This is a genomic window from Streptomyces sp. NPDC031670 (assembly GCF_055580545.1).
In genome coordinates, this window is record NZ_JBVILC010000004.1 from 314,319 (window position 1) to 329,599 (window position 15,281).

At 71.7% G+C, this 15,281-nt stretch carries 17 protein-coding genes and 1 pseudogene; 9 read left to right on the plus strand and 9 right to left on the minus strand.

Translation table 11 applies throughout. The features are described from left to right. Nucleotides 1–139: 139 nt before the first annotated feature. From ACZ5ID_RS10930 to ACZ5ID_RS10940, 3 genes are all read right to left on the minus strand, one after another. Nucleotides 140–1,213: a M20 family metallopeptidase gene (locus ACZ5ID_RS10930; RefSeq protein WP_468896186.1), complete on the minus strand. Its 1,074-nt coding sequence runs from the start codon at nt 1,211–1,213 to the stop codon at nt 140–142. Nucleotides 1,214–1,410: 197 nt separating this feature from the next. Then, on the minus strand, nt 1,411–2,241 hold the full coding sequence (nadE, locus tag ACZ5ID_RS10935) for an ammonia-dependent NAD(+) synthetase (RefSeq protein ID WP_468895843.1): 831 nt from the start codon (nt 2,239–2,241) through the stop codon (nt 1,411–1,413). Nucleotides 2,242–2,415: 174 nt separating this feature from the next. After that, the gene (locus ACZ5ID_RS10940; RefSeq protein WP_468895846.1) at nt 2,416–3,036 is read right to left on the minus strand and encodes an SMI1/KNR4 family protein; all 621 of its coding nucleotides are present in this window, start codon (nt 3,034–3,036) and stop codon (nt 2,416–2,418) included. A gap of 383 nt (nt 3,037–3,419) precedes the next feature. Between ACZ5ID_RS10940 and ACZ5ID_RS10945 the strand changes: the two genes are divergently transcribed. After that, nucleotides 3,420–4,637, plus strand: coding sequence for a serine hydrolase domain-containing protein (locus ACZ5ID_RS10945; protein WP_468895849.1), 1,218 nt, complete (start codon nt 3,420–3,422; stop codon nt 4,635–4,637). A gap of 71 nt (nt 4,638–4,708) precedes the next feature. Here ACZ5ID_RS10945 and ACZ5ID_RS10950 read toward each other — a convergent pair whose 3' ends face one another. Continuing rightward, complete coding sequence (locus ACZ5ID_RS10950) at nt 4,709–5,473, minus strand: MerR family transcriptional regulator (protein ID WP_468896189.1); 765 nt, start codon at nt 5,471–5,473, stop codon at nt 4,709–4,711. Between the two features lie 346 nt (nt 5,474–5,819). On the opposite strand from ACZ5ID_RS10950, the gene ACZ5ID_RS10955 reads away from it, so the two are divergent. The 4 genes and pseudogenes from ACZ5ID_RS10955 (at nt 5,820) to ACZ5ID_RS10970 (ending at nt 8,201) form a co-directional block, all read left to right on the plus strand. Beyond that, nucleotides 5,820–7,184, plus strand: a complete 1,365-nt coding sequence (locus ACZ5ID_RS10955; RefSeq protein WP_468895852.1) for a cytochrome P450 — start codon at nt 5,820–5,822, stop codon at nt 7,182–7,184. 22 nt (nt 7,185–7,206) lie between these two features. After that, nucleotides 7,207–7,440: pseudogene (locus ACZ5ID_RS10960) on the plus strand (hypothetical protein); the annotation flags it as partial. 53 nt (nt 7,441–7,493) lie between these two features. After that, the gene (locus ACZ5ID_RS10965; RefSeq protein WP_468895855.1) at nt 7,494–8,036 is read left to right on the plus strand and encodes a heme-binding beta-barrel domain-containing protein; all 543 of its coding nucleotides are present in this window, start codon (nt 7,494–7,496) and stop codon (nt 8,034–8,036) included. Between the two features lie 33 nt (nt 8,037–8,069). Beyond that, nucleotides 8,070–8,201: a hypothetical protein gene (locus tag ACZ5ID_RS10970; protein WP_468895858.1), complete on the plus strand. Its 132-nt coding sequence runs from the start codon at nt 8,070–8,072 to the stop codon at nt 8,199–8,201. 63 nt (nt 8,202–8,264) lie between these two features. Here the strand turns inward: ACZ5ID_RS10970 and ACZ5ID_RS10975 are convergent, their stop codons facing one another. Both ACZ5ID_RS10975 and ACZ5ID_RS10980 read right to left on the minus strand, forming a co-directional pair. Continuing rightward, nucleotides 8,265–8,684, minus strand: coding sequence for an ester cyclase (locus ACZ5ID_RS10975; RefSeq protein WP_468895861.1), 420 nt, complete (start codon nt 8,682–8,684; stop codon nt 8,265–8,267). A 118-nt stretch (nt 8,685–8,802) separates the two neighbouring features. Continuing rightward, nucleotides 8,803–8,973: a hypothetical protein gene (locus ACZ5ID_RS10980; RefSeq protein WP_468895864.1), complete on the minus strand. Its 171-nt coding sequence runs from the start codon at nt 8,971–8,973 to the stop codon at nt 8,803–8,805. Nucleotides 8,974–9,484: 511 nt separating this feature from the next. On the opposite strand from ACZ5ID_RS10980, the gene ACZ5ID_RS10985 reads away from it, so the two are divergent. The 3 genes from ACZ5ID_RS10985 to ACZ5ID_RS10995 are packed head-to-tail and all read left to right on the plus strand — an operon-like array spanning nt 9,485 to nt 13,267. Next, a complete protein-coding gene (locus ACZ5ID_RS10985; RefSeq protein WP_468895867.1) occupies nt 9,485–11,257 on the plus strand; it encodes an AMP-binding protein in 1,773 nt (590 codons plus the stop codon). Beyond that, nucleotides 11,238–11,678 (plus strand): acyl-CoA thioesterase, encoded by a 441-nt coding sequence (locus ACZ5ID_RS10990; RefSeq protein ID WP_468895869.1) that lies wholly within the window; start codon nt 11,238–11,240, stop codon nt 11,676–11,678. The genes ACZ5ID_RS10985 and ACZ5ID_RS10990 overlap by 20 nt, the downstream gene beginning before the upstream one ends. Next, a complete protein-coding gene (locus ACZ5ID_RS10995; protein ID WP_468895872.1) occupies nt 11,675–13,267 on the plus strand; it encodes a class I adenylate-forming enzyme family protein in 1,593 nt (530 codons plus the stop codon). The genes ACZ5ID_RS10990 and ACZ5ID_RS10995 overlap by 4 nt, the downstream gene beginning before the upstream one ends. A 79-nt stretch (nt 13,268–13,346) precedes the next feature. Here the strand turns inward: ACZ5ID_RS10995 and ACZ5ID_RS11000 are convergent, their stop codons facing one another. From ACZ5ID_RS11000 to ACZ5ID_RS11010, 3 genes are all read right to left on the minus strand, one after another. Beyond that, the gene (locus ACZ5ID_RS11000) at nt 13,347–14,186 is read right to left on the minus strand and encodes a carboxymuconolactone decarboxylase family protein (RefSeq protein WP_468895875.1); all 840 of its coding nucleotides are present in this window, start codon (nt 14,184–14,186) and stop codon (nt 13,347–13,349) included. Between the two features lie 62 nt (nt 14,187–14,248). Beyond that, entirely contained in the window at nt 14,249–14,371 is a 123-nt protein-coding gene (locus ACZ5ID_RS11005; protein ID WP_468895878.1) for a hypothetical protein, read from the minus strand. Between the two features lie 184 nt (nt 14,372–14,555). Then, entirely contained in the window at nt 14,556–14,744 is a 189-nt protein-coding gene (locus ACZ5ID_RS11010) for a DUF6381 family protein (RefSeq protein WP_406554515.1), read from the minus strand. A gap of 223 nt (nt 14,745–14,967) precedes the next feature. On the opposite strand from ACZ5ID_RS11010, the gene ACZ5ID_RS11015 reads away from it, so the two are divergent. Further along, nucleotides 14,968–15,255, plus strand: coding sequence for a hypothetical protein (locus ACZ5ID_RS11015; protein WP_468895881.1), 288 nt, complete (start codon nt 14,968–14,970; stop codon nt 15,253–15,255). Nucleotides 15,256–15,281: the final 26 nt, after the last annotated feature.

A 15,281-nucleotide genomic window follows, 5' to 3' on the forward strand; every position in this document is an offset into this window, starting at 1 on the left:
CGCCTCAAAGTGCTTTCGCCGGGGCCCGGTGCCTCCGGGGCGCGGCGGGCCGCCGAGCCGGACACGGACTCCCCTGGGGAATGGCCGCGTTGGACGTGGAGTTCGACCTTGCGTCTACCGTCTCGGTCCGACCCCTCCGCTACCCCTCCCGCCACCCGTTCCGTATCGCCGTCACGAGTCCGGTCACCAGCCGCGCCCGCTCGGCCAGCGCGTCGACCACGACGTACTCGTGGTCGGCGTGGGCGCCGCCCCCGACCGCCCCCAGGCCGTCGAGCGTCGGCACTCCGAGTGCGGCCGTGAGGTTGCCGTCGCTTCCACCGCCGACCGCCACCCCCTCCAGACCGGGCGCCAACTCCTTGGCCAGCGCGAAGAGTTCGGCCGAGGCCGACTCGGGCATGGGGGGACGGCCGATCGCCCCCTCCACCGCGATCCGCGCCCCGCCGAGACGCGGGACCAGCGCCGCGAAGGCCGCTTCGACGCGGTGCTTCTCCTCGGCCGACTCCACCCGGACGTCGACGACGACAGTCGCCCCGGCGGGGACGACGTTGTCCTGGGTCCCGGCGGACGCGACGGTCGGAGTGACCGTGGTGCCGAGCTCCGGGCGGGCGAGCGCCGCGATGTCCAGCACCTGGTGTGCCGCTTCGACCAGGGCGTTGACCCCGGCCTCGGGCTCCAGTCCGGCGTGCGAGGCCCGGCCCGTGACCGAGACGCGGAACGTGCCGCAGCCCTTGCGGCCGGTCTTCAGTCCGCCACCGTCGGCGGCGCCCTCGAAGACGAGTACGGCGCCGCATGCCAGGGCCCGTTCCTCGATCAGCGCCCGGGAGGAGCCGGAGCCCACCTCCTCGTCGGAGGTGACCAGGATCTCGACGCCCGACAGGTCGTCGAGCGCAGCCAGACCGTGGACGGCCAGCACCAGACCGCCGAGCATGTCGAAGACACCGGGCCCGGTCGCGCGCCCGTCCTCGACCCGGAACGGGCGTCGTTCGAGCGTCCCGAGGGGAAACACGGTGTCGTGGTGACCGAGGATCAGGACACGGGGGTCGCCCCCGCCAGACCAGTGGACATGCGGCCCGGCCACGCTCTCGACGAGTACGGCCCGCCCGCCGAGCCGCCTCTCGATGACGGCCGCGACCGTGGCGGCCGAGGCCGTCAGGGCGCCGGTATCACGTGAGGGAGACTCGACTTCGACGAGTGTCCGAAGGTCCTCGATCATCGCGTCGGCACACACCGCGACGCTTCTGTGGCTGGTCACACCGTCAGCGTACTGGGTACGCGTCCATCGGCCCCCGGTGCTCCCGGGCCGTCGCCCCGGCCCTCCCCCGGCGCCGCCCGCACCCGGGTGCGGGACGCGCGCAGGGCCCCGGGCACGCCCTCAAGGGGCTCCCGGGGCCGGGCTGTTGCGCGGAGTCGCTACGGGGCGACGGGCAGCTGCCGCTTGTGCTCGGTGAGGCGGTAGCGGCGCACGATCGTGTCGAAGGCACGCTGGTCCACCGGCTTGCCCTCCAGGAAGTCGTCGATGTCGTCGTAGGTGACACCGAGCGCGTCCTCGTCGGCCTTGCCGGGGGCGAGGGTCTCCAGGTCGGCCGTGGGGACCTTCCACACCAGTTCGGCGGGCGCGCCCAGCGCGTCCGCGACCGCGCGCACCCGGCGCTTGGTCAGACCGGTCAGCGGCACCAGGTCGGCGGCGCCGTCGCCGTACTTGGTGAAGAAGCCGGAGACCGCCTCGGCGGCGTGGTCCGTGCCGACGACCAGGCCGTTGTGCGCACCGGCCACCGCGTACTGGGCGATCATGCGCTGGCGTGCCTTGATGTTGCCGAGGACGAAGTCCTGGTGGTGGTCGTCGCGGAAGGTCACGTCGGCGGCGACCGCCGCCTCCAGCGCGGCGTCGCTGGCCGGCCTGATGTCCACGGTCAGGACCTGGTCGGGCTGGATGAAGGAGAGGGCGAGCTGCGCGTCGTGCTCGTCGGCCTGGACGCCGTACGGCAGACGCATCGCGTAGAAACGCGCCTCGTGCCCGGCGGCGCGGGCCCGCTCGACGGCGAGCTGGCACAGCCGCCCGGTGGTGGTGGAGTCGACACCGCCGCTGATGCCGAGCACGAGGGAGCGCAGTCCGGTCGAGGTCAGCCGCTCGGTGAGGAAGGCCACCCGCCGCTCGATCTCCCGCTCGGCCTCGAAGGTCTCGGCGACCTGGAGCTCCCGGGCGATCTCCTGCTGCAGGGCGATGGACGCCGGCTCACTCACGTCTGCTCCTCGTTTCCGGTCAACGGTGTGCTGTCCGGACCACCCTACCCAGCGGGATGTGGGGGCGCGGGACGGGACCGGGGCGGCCGGGAGGAGGGACTCCCGCCCCAGGTCACGGCCCTCGCGCCGCCGCCCGCCCCTGCCCCGCGCCACAGGGTGTCTCCGGTGCCCGGGTCAGCGGCCGAGGGATGCGGAGCCGGAGGCCGCCCCTTCCAGGGTTGTGAGGAACTCCTCGTACATGTCCTCCATGAAGTGCTTGAACGACCCGTGCCGCTCGGGAGGGGCACCGCGCCGGCCCGTATACGTATGGACGGCCCACTCACCGCGCTCGTCCACGTCGTCCGGGTCCAGCAGCACGTCCACCGTGGCGGGCTCCGCCGCCAGCTGGAGGCAGCGGCTCCACAGCCCGGCCACCCCGGCCTCCGACTCGTCCGCACCCGCACCCGCGCCCCGGGAATCCAGCCAGGCCCTTCCCCGGCCGTGCGGATCCGCGCACCAGTCGATCTCCTCGGTTCCGGCCAACAGGTACACGGAGTTCCCCGCGTGCCGCCAGCCGTCGCTGACCTGGAGGAAGGAGCGCAGCGAGGGCGGCAGCGGGCACCCTAACCGCTCCTCCAGCGCGATGAGGCGCTTGTCGTCGGCGGGCTCGAAGCCCAGCCAGCGCGCCTCCCGGGCTTCCCGGTCCCCACCCCTCGGCGCGTCCTCCGGCTCGTCCTTCGCATCCTGTCCCTCGGCCCGCTCGGCCCACTCGGCGCTCCAACGCTCAAGGAAGGGCCGCCATTCGAATCGCATCATGCCCCGATGGTGACACCCACCACTGACAACGCCCCGGGCCCGGCGCGCGTACCGGTTTCCCCTCGCCCCGGGGCCGCACCCCGTCACGCGCCGACGCGCCGCCGGCTGCTCCGCGCCGCGCCGGGATACCTAAGGGGGCGTCAACGCACCGGCCACGCACAGGAGTTGGGCGGGAATCGCTGTGGGAATGCCCCGTCCGGGTGGTCGTGCTCATCAGGACGGATGAGTTTCCCGTGACCGGTGTCGCCCTCCGGACCGTATGAGGGCCGATCGGGTGGATCACAGCCATTCACCCGGATCACCCGCCCGACCAACGCGGACGGGAGCCACTCGTCGCGGACGATCTGCTCGGCAGACGAACCGAAGATCAGAGAGGCCCGACCATGAGAAGACCCTCCCCGTCCCGCCGGTCGAAGGCGGCCCTCGGGCTCGCCGCGGCGGCGCTCACGCTCGGGGGACTGCTGCCGGCGGCGTTCGCCCCGGCCCAGGCCGCCCCGCCCGCCCCCGCCCGGGGCGGCGGAGACGACCATCTGTACCCCCGCCACGAACTGGACCCGCGACTGCGGGCCAGGATCGACAAGGCCGTGCGGGACGTCATGAAGAAGGCGGGCATCCCGGGGGTCCAGGTCGGTCTGTGGATGCCCGGCAAGGGCAGCTACGTCCGCGCGTTCGGCGTCGCCGACAAGCACACCCGCGCGCCCATGACCGACGACATGCGGATCCGCATCGGCAGCGAGACCAAGACGTTCACCGCCACGGCGGTCCTCGAACTCGTCGACGACGGCCGTGTCCGCCTCGACGACCCGATCTCCAAGTACGTCAAGGGCGTCCCCAACGGCCACCGCATCCGTCTGCGCGATCTGCTGGACATGCGCAGCGGTCTGTTCCCGTACACCGCGGACGACACCTTCGTCCACGACTTCCTCAGCAACCCCCAGCACGTCTTCACCCCGAGGGAGCTGCTGGCCTACGGGTTCAAGCACCCCAACGTGTTCGCGCCGGGCGCCAAGTTCCAGTACTCCAACAGCAACTACATCCTGCTCGGACTGGTGATCGAGAAGGTGACCGGCAGGAGCGTACGGGACGTCATCGAGCACCGGGTCCTGCGGCCCGGCCACCTCGACGACACCCTCTTCCCGAAGGGGGCGGAGTTCCCCCGCCCGCACGCCCACGGCTACACCGACCAGACACTCACCGGAAAGATCGCGGACAGCACCCACTGGAACCCGAGCTGGGCCTGGTCGGCCGGGGCGATGATCTCCGACCTGCACGACCTCAAGCACTGGGCCAGGGAGCTCGCCACCGGCACCCTGCTCTCGCCCGCCACCCAGGCCGAGCGCCTCAAGGTGCTCCCCACCGGCACCCCGGGCGCGGGCTACGGGCTCGGCATCGTCAACGTCAACGGCTGGACCGGTCACAACGGCTCGCTGCCCGGGTACGAGAGCCTGACCGTCTACCTGCCGGAGCAGAAGGCGACGCTGGTGGCGCTGCTCAACACGGACATCCTCTACCAGGGCCAGGAGCCGAGCACGGTCCTCGGCTCGGCGATCACGAAGATCGTCACACCGAAGCACATCTGGGGCCTGTCGCCGCAGCGGTAGTCGGTGTGCGTGGGGTGGTCCGTGCGCGCACGGACCACCCACCGGGTACGGCCCCCCTCGGCGCCGGCGGATCAGCCGAGCCGGGTGTCGGCGTAGACGACCATCGCGTCGCGCTGGTAGACCGCGAGCCCGTCGGCGATCCTGTCGAAGTTCTCCCGGAACCGCGGGTCGTCGACGTAGGTCTGGCCGAGCCCCTTGTAGGCGGCGGCGTTCGGCGTCCAGAAGCGGCAGACGCCCTGGTAGTGGAGGTGCGTTTCGGCCTGCACCGCGGGGTCGGTGACCGGGGTCCCGGCCACCATGAACTCCGCGAAGCGGATCATCTGGGCCGTCACCTCGCGCTGCCAGTGCTCGGTGTCGTCGGGGGTCATCGTCTCGACGGCCTGCCGGGACTGCTCCCAGGCCTCCGGCCACTTCTCCCGCACCTCCGCCTCGGTCTCGGTGTCGGTGGCCTCGAAGCCCTCGAACAGGTTCTCCGGGCGGTTGATCTTCGCCATGGTGGTGTCCTCGTTCTCCTCCAGTTCGGCGATGGTGCGGCCGACCGTACGGGCGAGCGTCGCCAGCCGGTCGCGCTCCGCGAGCAGCCGGCGGTGGTGCTCGCGGAGCACCGCCACCCGGTCGACCTGGCTGTCCAGGACGGCCTGGATCTCGCGCAGCCCCAGGCCCAGCTCCCGCATGAGCAGGATCTGCTGGAGCCGCAGCAGGTCGGCCTCCTCGTAGTGGCGGTGGCCGTTGGAGCCGATCCACGCGGGCGGCAGCAGGCCGATCTCGTCGTAGTGCCGCAACGTCCGGGACGTCACCCCGGACATCCGGGCCACGTCCGCGATCGACCAGGGCATGGCCGTGCCTCCCATCGCCGGGCCGGTCTTTCCGGCCACACCGAGGACACTAGAAGTTGACGTTGCGGCAACCGCAAGCCGGAACGTGGGGGCTGAAACTACTACATTCCCGCCACCGCTCCCCGGCGCCCCGGGACGGCCCCACCGCCGGACGTCGACGAGGACGCGTCACGGTTCCTCCTGTGCCACGTACGCCACCTACGGGCAAGGGGGTTGCTGTCCGTCCCCGCCGCGCCCTCGCGGGCTGCTTCGCGCCGGGTTCCCGTCCATGGGCGCGGGGAGGATAGTCGGAAGCCGACGGCCTGCCGCGCACCGGGCCCGGCAGGCCCCCATGGAGGTGTCCGCTGTGACCACCACCCCCTCACCGGCGCGCGCCGGCGTGGCTCCCGGCGGTCTGCCGCTGCTCGGCCACGCCTGGCAACTCCACGCCCGCCCCTTGGAGTTCCTCTCCTCGCTGCCGGCCCACGGGGACCTCGTGCGGATCGGGATGGGGCCCTGGCCCGCCTATGTCGTCTGCCGCCCGGACGCGGCGCACCAGATGCTCACCGACTCGCGGACCTTCGACAAGGGCGGCCCGTTCTTCGACAAGGCGCGGGTGCTGTTCGGCAGCAGTCTGCCCATGGCCGGCTGGCGCGAACACCGGTGGCAGCGGCGCCAGATGCAGCCCGCCTTCCAGCCCGGCCGTATCGAGGGGTACGCGGAGGTGATGGGCGAGGAGGTGGACCGTATGACCACCGCCTGGCGGCCCGGTCAGCGGCTGGACGTCACCGCCGCGCTGACCACCCTGACCCTGCGCATCGTCACCCGCAGCGTGCTGGCCGCGGAGGCGGAGGACTCGGCGGTCGCCGAGGTGCTGGAGAGCCTGCACACCGTCATCGACGGCATCTACCAGAGGGTGATGCTGCCGCTCGGGCCGCTCTACCGGCTGCCCACCCGGAACAACCGGCGCTACCGCCGGGCCTGCCGTCGGCTGCACCGCGCCATCGACGAGATCATCGCCGTCCGCCGGGCGGCGCCCGGCGAGCACGACCTGGTGTCGATGCTGCTGAGGGCCCACGACGACGACACGGGCGAGCCCATGCCCGAGACGGACATCCGCGACCAGCTGATGGTGATGATCGGTGCGGGTTTCGAGACCACCGCCAACACCCTGGCCTTCGCCCTGTGGTTGATCAGCCAGGACGCGAAGGTACGGGAGCAGGTGCACGCGGAGGTGGACGCCACCCTGGCGGGGCGCACCGCCGCACCCGCGGATCTCGACGGGCTGGCGTACACGCAGCGCGTCATCCACGAGGTGATGCGCATGTATCCGGCGGGGTGGTTCTTCACCCGTGTCACCACGACCGACACCACCCTCGCCGGGCACCCCCTGCCCAAGGGCACCGCGCTCCTCTACAGCGCCTACCTCCTGCACCACCGGCCCGACCTGTTCCCGGACCCGGAGCGTTTCGACCCCGACCGCTGGGCGCCCGGTGAGGCCGAGGCGCTTCCCCGGGGCGCGCATGTGCCCTTCGGCGGCGGCAACCGCAAGTGCATCGGCGACCAGTTCGCGCTCACCGAGATGACGTTGGCGCTGGCCACGGTGTGCAGCCGCTGGGAGCTGACGCCCGACCCCGGGGCGACCCTGCGCGTACAGGTGCGCGGCACGCTGGGACCGGGACCGCTCGACATGACCTGCGCACCCCGCAGCGCCCCGCCCGGTTCGGCCTGAGCGGACAGGGGTCCTACCGCCCTCCGCGATGCGCCTGTGCACCGCGACGGGCTTCGTGGGCGTGCCGGCGGGGGCCGTGCCGACCGGGGCTGAGCGACGGGCTCCCGTGCGGGGCCGAGATCATCGGGCGCTCCTTCCGCGAGGACCTGTGCCCGGGGCGGCGCAGGCGGTGGAGGACCGCACACCCCCCCTCGGCAGGACCACCACCCGCCGATGTCGGGGCGCTGAGTACGTCACCCGGGGGTACCCGTTCTAGGCTTCACCCACCCGGTGCCGGCCCGGCCGCCGCCCCCGACCCCAGGAGTGCCCGTGTTCGACCCTTTGCTGGACAACCCCTACCCCGACAGCGGGCGCATCGACGACGTACCCGCACCGCATGTGCTGCTGGGGCCGGTGCTGGGCTTCATCGGCACCTGGCACGGCCGGGGCCAGGGGGCGTACCCGACCATCGAGGGGGAGTTCTCCTACGCGCAGGAAGTCGTCTTCACCCACGACGGGCGCCCCTTCCTGCGGTACGAGGCACGGGCCTGGCTGCTCGGGGTCGACGACGCGCCGCTGCGCCCCTCGGCGCGGGAGAGCGGCTGGTGGCGGCTCCAGGCCGACGGGCGGGTGGAGGCGCTGATCACCCAGCCCACCGGTATCGCGGAGCTCGCGGTCGGCCACGCGGGGGAGAACACGGTCGACCTCTCCGCCGACCAGGTGGCCCTCACCCCGACCGCCAAGGAGGTGAGAGCGACCCGTCGCCGGTACACCCTCACCGGCGACGACACGCTCACCTTCGTCCACGACCTCGCGGCGGTCGGACAGCCGCTCCAGCACCACCTCTCGGCGCGCCTGCGCCGCACGGCATAGCCCTCCCCGGCCGTCCGCTCATAAGCTGGCCGCATGGACAGGGATCCGCACGACGCCGCCGAATGGCCCCAGGGACGCGACCCGCACCGCCGGAGGATCGGCGTGCTCGGCTGGGCCCTGCTGCTCCTGCTGCTGCTCACGCTGTTCCTTTTCGGGCCGCACTGACGCCCCGCCGAAACGCGCGCGATGCCGCGCCGGGGCGGTACGCCCGGCGCGGCTCCGAAGACGTCAGACCTGCGGCCAGTCCCAGCCGAGCTGGAGGAAGAACCCGAGGCGGTCGCTGACCGCGCGGATCTCCGTGATCTTCCCTTCGACCAGGGTGAAGATCCAGATGGCCTCGACGTCGAAGCCACGGCCGGTCGGCTCGGGCATCCGCGGGTGCGTCCCGCCGTGCACACCGCGCTGGGTGACCCGGGCGACCACCCGGTCCCCCTCGCCGATCAGTTCGTCGACCTGGACGGTGAGCGGATCGAACGCGGCGAGCTGCTGCCGCAGCCCCTCGAAGGCCGCGCCCGGCTCGTCGGCCTCACCGTGGATGATCTTGTTGTGGTCCACGACGTCGTGCGCCATGAACCGGGGCAGGTCCTCCAGCCGGCGGTCGCTGACCGCCTCGAAGAAGCCCCGCACTGCCTTCTTGTTGTCGTCCACCACAGCTGGTCCCCCGAGTGATCGTTTATCGGCGGAGACGAGAGTAGACGTACGACCAGTTCCCCCGTCAACTCCACCGACAGGGGAACCGGCAACTCCACTTGCGTCTCGACAACGGTCAGTTGTGGCCGAACTTCCGTGACTGCTTGTGGGAGGCCTCCGGCGGGACCGGACGCATCGCCTCCCTCGCCGCAGGCGACCTCGTCGGCTCCTTGGTCTCCGCCGTCGCGGCGCGCTCGTGACCGCCGGTGCGGGCGCCACGGTTCTGTCGGGTCTGCTTCTTGCCCACGACACCGCCTCCCTCAAGGGACCTCGAAGGCTGAACCCCACCAGGGTCGCACATACGTACGAAGATCGCATTCCGGGCGGACCGTGGCAAACCATCGAGGCGTGGAGGTCTCTCCGGCCGGCCGGCGAAAGATCACTTCCATGCCCGGGCTGTAGGCTCCGGACCCTTCCCGGCCAGTGGGGTGCGACGGTCAACTACTCCTCGTCCGCAGCCATTTCGGCCACCCACCCCTCCCCAAGGCCTCACGCTCCGCGTCATTGCGCAATCCCTAAACTGCGGGATTACCCCCCACGAAGAAGCCCCCTAGCGTGGCGGGGACGGCACTCGCCCCCTCCCCTCCGACCACCTGCCCCCCACTCCCCCGAAGCGGCACCTCCAGGCCACGGGGGACGGTACGCGCGGTGCGCGCACGATCAGGCCACCACCGTGCACGCATCGTCAACGCATTTCCCCGCCGTCGCCCGTTCAATGAGGCGTCAGCCGACCGGAAGTCACCCTGAAGGGCAGGCAGTTGAGTACCCCATCTCCCTTTCCCGCCCCACCACCGTCCGCGTCCACCTCCCCGCCTCCCGCGCCACGGGAGCCCGGCACCGGACACCTCGACACCTTCGTCCAGGACCACTTACCTCCGCCCTTCCTCCAGCCGGACACCCTGCTCGATCTGCCCACCCTGTGTTTCCCGCCCCGGCTGAACTGCGCGACCGAGCTCCTCGACGGCCCCTCCGGGGCGCCCGGCCGCGCCGGCCGTCTCGCGGTGCTGTCACCGGACGGGGTGCGCTGGACCTACGCCGAACTTCTCGCCACCGTCTCCCGCATCGCCCATGTGCTCACCGAGGACATGGGCCTGGTGCCCGGCAACCGGGTGCTGCTGCGGGGCGCCAACACCCCGATGCTGGTGGCGATCTGGCTCGCCGTGGTGCGCGCCGGCGGGGTGGTGGTGGCCACGATGCCGCTGCTGCGCGCCAAGGAGCTCGCGTACGTCATCGACAAGGCACGCATCACGCACGCCCTGTGCGAGTCCGCCCTCGCCGCCGAGCTGGCGGCGGCGCGCACGGACGGGAGCGGGCCGCGGACGATGCACTACGGCAGCGCGCGGGACGACAGCGGACAGGGTGCGGAAACCGGCCTCGAACAGGCCATGGCCGGGCACTCCGACCGGTTCGCCCCCGCCGACACCGCCGCCACCGATCCCTGCCTGATCGCCTTCACCTCCGGCACCACGGGGATGCCGAAGGCGACCGTGCACTCCCACCGCGACGTGATGGCGGTGTGCCGTTCCTTTCCCCAGCACGTACTGCGGGCCACCGGCGACGACCGGTTCATCGGCACCCCCTCCCTCGCGTTCACGTACGGCCTCGGCGCCCTGCTGCTCTTCCCCCTGCACATCGGCGCCTCCGTCGTACTGCTCGACCGCGCCTCGCCGCGTCATCTGGCGCGCGCGATAGACGAGTTCCGCGCCACCGTCTGCTTCAGCGGTCCGACGGCGTACCGGGCGATGTGCGTGGACCCGGCCCCGTACGGGCTGGCCTCGCTGCGCGAGTGCGTATCGGCGGGCGAGCCGCTGCCGCCCGTCACCCGCAAGATGTGGAAGCAGCGCACCGGCCATGACCTGATCGACGGGCTGGGCTCCACCGAGATGCTGCACATCTTCATCGCGATGCGCGGCGACGAGGCCGCGACCCGGCCCGGCGCGCTGGGACGGCCGGTGCCCGGCTACCTCGCCGCGGTCGTCGACGACGCCGGGCGCCCGCTGCCGTACGGCGAGGTCGGCGCACTGGCCGTCAAGGGGCCCACGGGCTGCCGCTATCTGGACGACGCACGCCAGGCGGACTACGTACGCAACGGCTGGAACCTCACCGGTGACGCCTGCTGGGCCGACAAGGACGGCTATCTCCACTACCACGCCCGCCTCGACGACATGATCGTGTCGGCCGGGTACAACATCTCGCCCGTCGAGGTCGAAGCCACCCTGCTGGCCCATCCGGCCGTCCGGGAGTGCGCGGCGGTCGCCGCGCCCGACGACGAGCGCGGCGCGGTGGTACAGGCCCATGTCGTGCCGGCCGAGGGTCACACCCCCTCGCCCGAACTCGTCCTGGAACTCCAGCGGTTCGCGAAGGCCGAGATGGCGCCCTACAAGTATCCGCGCCTCATCACGTTCTGCGCCGAACTCCCCCGGGCCGGCACCGGCAAGATCCAGCGTTTCCGTCTGCGCGGCTCCGCCGACGGCGGCTTGGCCCCGTCGGCAGAGCCGGAAGGAGCCCACGGTGACCCCGCCTCCGCCTGACACCGGTCCGACCGGCTTCACCCAGCGCAAGCGTGTCTTCTTCCACCACTGCGATCCGGCGGGAATCGTCTTCTACCCGCAGTATCTGCTGCTCATCAACGAAGTGCTCCAGGACTGGTTCGAGACGGGGCTGGAGGTCGGCTACGCGGGGCTGTTCGCCGAGCGACGGATCGGCATACCCACCGTCCGTCTCGAATGCGACTTCCTCGCCCCGAGCCGGCTCGGCGACGCGCTGGACATCACGCTCACTGTCGAACGCATCGGAAAGTCGTCGTTCGAGCTGCGCTACGAGTGCGCCGGGTCGCCGGGCCGGGACGTGCGGGCCCGCGTCCGCGCGGTGCTGGTGACCACCTCGCTCGAAGGGCACGGCCCGATCCCCATTCCCCAGGACATCCGCACCGCGATGGAGCGATACACATGACGACCGACCGCATGGACTCCGCCGCCGACCTCATCGGCCTGATCGAGACCGACGGACTCGGCGCCGGCAACTTCTTCCGGCTGGCGGCTGCCGCGAGCGAGACGGCCGAGACGGTGATCGAGCTCGATCAGCCCTATCGCGCCCCCACCGGGGTCAGCCACGACAGACTCACCCTGTCGGCGCTCGACGAGCTCACCGACCGGGTGGCCGCCGGGTACCACGCCGACGGCATCCGCCCCAAGGACCCGGTGGCGGTCTACGTCACCGAGAGCGTGCGCTACCTCGTGCACTACATCGCACTGACGAAGATCGGCGCCATTCCGGTGTTCGTGAACAGTTCGCTCCCCTCGGAGACCGCGGCGCGGTTCGTCGAGCACGTCGGGGCGGCGGCCGTGGTCACCGACCCCGAGCGGCTCGCCGGGGACCGGTTGCCGATCGCGTACTACACCGAGGAGCCCTACGGCCCGGGCGCCTTCAAGCTCTTCACCCACGAGGACGACGACCCGGTGCTGATCGCCCACACCTCGGGGACCACCGGCATCCCCAAGGCCGTCCAGTTCAACCACAAGGGGTTCTTCTTCGGCGTCCGGCAGCAGATCCGGGCCGACCTCGGCACCCGCATCCTCTCGGCGCTGCCGCAGAGCCACGCGTCCGCGATCTCGGTGCTGATGTCGGCGGTCGCCCGGCGTGCCACCACGCTGCTCGCGACCCGCCGCGGTCCCGAGGAGATCGCCCGCGCCATCCAGGAGTTCCGCCCGCACCTGGTGGCGGGCTTCCCGAAGACCTTCGTCGACCTGTGCCGCGTCGATCTGGACGCCTACGACCTGTCCTCGGTCTCACGGTGGATGTCCACCGGCGACGCCAACCACGAACGGCACATACGCAAGCTGGTGGCGCGCGGCAACCACGTCGACCGGGAGGGGAACCCGCGGGACGGTTCGCTCTTCATCGACAACTTCGGCTCGTCCGAGTTCGGCTTCGCCATGTTCCGTACGGTGCACACGCCCACCAGCGACCGCTACCAGCGGTGCATCGGCCGTCCGTTCGCCTGGGTGGAGGTCGAGATCTTCGACGCGGACGACGAGCCCGTGGCGGACGGGACGGTGGGCCGCCTCGCCCTCAAGTCGCCCACGATCACGGGCGGTTACTGGAACAACAGCTTACTCAGCGAGAAGAACCGGATCCAGGGCTACTGGCTCACCGGCGATCTCGCCTACCGCGGCGAGGACGGCCTCTACTACCACGTCGACCGGACCACGGACCGGATCAGCACCGCGCGAGGCGTCCTCTACAGCGCCCAGACCGAGGAGCTGATACTGCGTCACTTCCCCGACCTGGTGGACTGCTCGGTCGTCGGCGTCGACAGCGGTGACGGCGACGACCGCCAGGTGCCCGTGCTCAGCATCGACGTGCCGTCCTCCGAGGAGGAGCTCGCGGACCTGCGGTCACGGGTCAACGCCCTGCTCGCGGAGCGCGGCTGGCCGCTGGTGGAGAAGGTCCTCGTCAAGGGCGCCGAGGAGCACGTGGGCGTCACGGGGAAGGCGCTGAAGCGCAGTATGCGCGTGGCTTTCGCGGACACCGAGGGCTGACGGCCCCGCCGGGCTTCTCCTCCGGCGAAGCCGCTGACCCTGCCCCGCTCACGGGCGGGCCTCCCCGTGGGGGGCGGGGTCAGCGGTCCCGCTCGGCGAACACCTCGCGGGCGCCGGCGATGGCGTTCAGCGCGGCGGGGAACCCGGCGTATCCGGCCATCTGCGTGATGACCTCGACGACCTCCTCGCGGGTACCACCGACGTTGAGGAAGCCGTGGACGTGCACCCGCAGCTGCGGGGCGGCGGTGCCCAGGCCCGTGCACATGGCGATGGTGGCCAGCTCACGGGACTTGAGGTCGAGGCCGGGGCGGGAGTAGACGTCGCCGAACGCGAACTCGATGATGTAGCGCCCGAGGTCCGGGGCGATGTCCTGGAGGGAGGCGACGACAGCCTCCCCCGCGTGCCCGTCGACCTCGGCGAGCTTGGCGAGTCCCCGCTCGTACCGCCGCTCGCTCTCGCCCGTGGCGACCGGCTGGTGGGCGAGGCCGGGCCGGTCACGGAAGGCCTCCCGCGCCACCGCGATGCCGTTGAGCGCCGCGGGCACCCCCGCGTACACGGCGGTGTGGATGAGCACCTCCACCACCTCGGCCGGGGTGACGCCCACGTTCAGTGCGCCGTCGATGTGGAAGCGCAGCTGGGGGGCGGCGTTGCCCATGGCGCACAGCGCGGCGACGGTGGCGAGCTCGCGCTGCTTCAGGGTGAGCCGGTCGTTCGCCAGGAGCTCCCCGTATCCGAAGGAGACGATCATCCGGCCGAGGTCGGGGGCGATGTCCGCGAGGCTGTCGAGCACATCGGCCCGCTCGTGTCCGCTGACCTTCCGCAGCAGCGCGAGACCGCGCTCGTAGCGCTCGTCGGCGGAGCCGACGGCAGCGGCGGAAGGGGCGTGGGAGGCGGTTTCGGAGTTCTGTGCGCTGTTCATGTGCACGAAACTAGAGCTTGGAGCGCACTCCAACGCAAGCGGCCCCCCTCGGCACGGGAAAATCACCGCGGCCCGGCCGTGGTGCGCCGGGGAGGCGCCGGGTCGAGCCGGACGAGCAGGCGGACCTCGTCGCCCGGCTCGGTGTCGACCGCACCCGACATCTGGCGGTCCTCGACTGCCGCCACGGGGATCCGGGAACAGGGCCGGCCGTCCCCGGGAAGCCGGAAGCCGGCCGGTGACACCGTGCTCCCGCGTCGTTGCGGGGGTGTCACCGGCCGGCCCGGTCACGCGGTCACGCGGTCACGCGGTCACGCGGTCACGCGGGGAGTTCACGCGTCTGGTGCACGCGAGGGTTCCCACGCGGAGGCGTCACATGGGGTCGATGCCCCCACTGCCCATCTCGCTCGTCTGCCTGCTCTCCTCCTGCAGTCGACGCGCCTTCTCCTTCAGCCGGTCACGCTCGGCCGGGTCGCTGGCGCGCTCGGCGGCCTGCTCCAGCTGCTCCGCCTTCTGGCGCATCTGCCGGGCCCGGCCGCCGGTCTCGTCTGCAATGCTCATGATCACTCCTGGTTCTGGGGGGGGAGCGGACGCCACCAGAGAATCAGCGTCGCGCGCAGCACGCATCCGGAACGGTCACACACCGTCATCACCGCAGGACACACCACTCGTCCGGCCTCGCGCGGGATGCCCGGCGGAGACGGGCGTGCTGTGCTGGCCGCGAGTGCGAGCCGCCATCGTGGCGGCGGCGAGGGACCGCAACCCGTTTCGCGGAGGAGAGCCCATGGCGATTTTGATGCAGGTCGAGCTGCCGGGTGTGACGACGGACCAGTACGACGCCCTCCACGCCAAGCTCCGGGATCTGCCCGGCAACCCCTTCGAAGGGTGTCTGGCCCACATCTGCGTCCAGACGGGTGGGGGGTTGCAGATCACCGACCTGTGGGAGTCCGAGGAGGCCATGCGGAAGTTCATGTCGATCGTGACCCCGCTCGCGGCCGAGACCGGCCTGCCCCAGGGCCCGGAGCCGAAGGTCTCGCGGGTGCACAACCACCAGGTGGCGGCCGGGGCGTAGGGCGGCGGCGGGCGGTTTGACCGTCC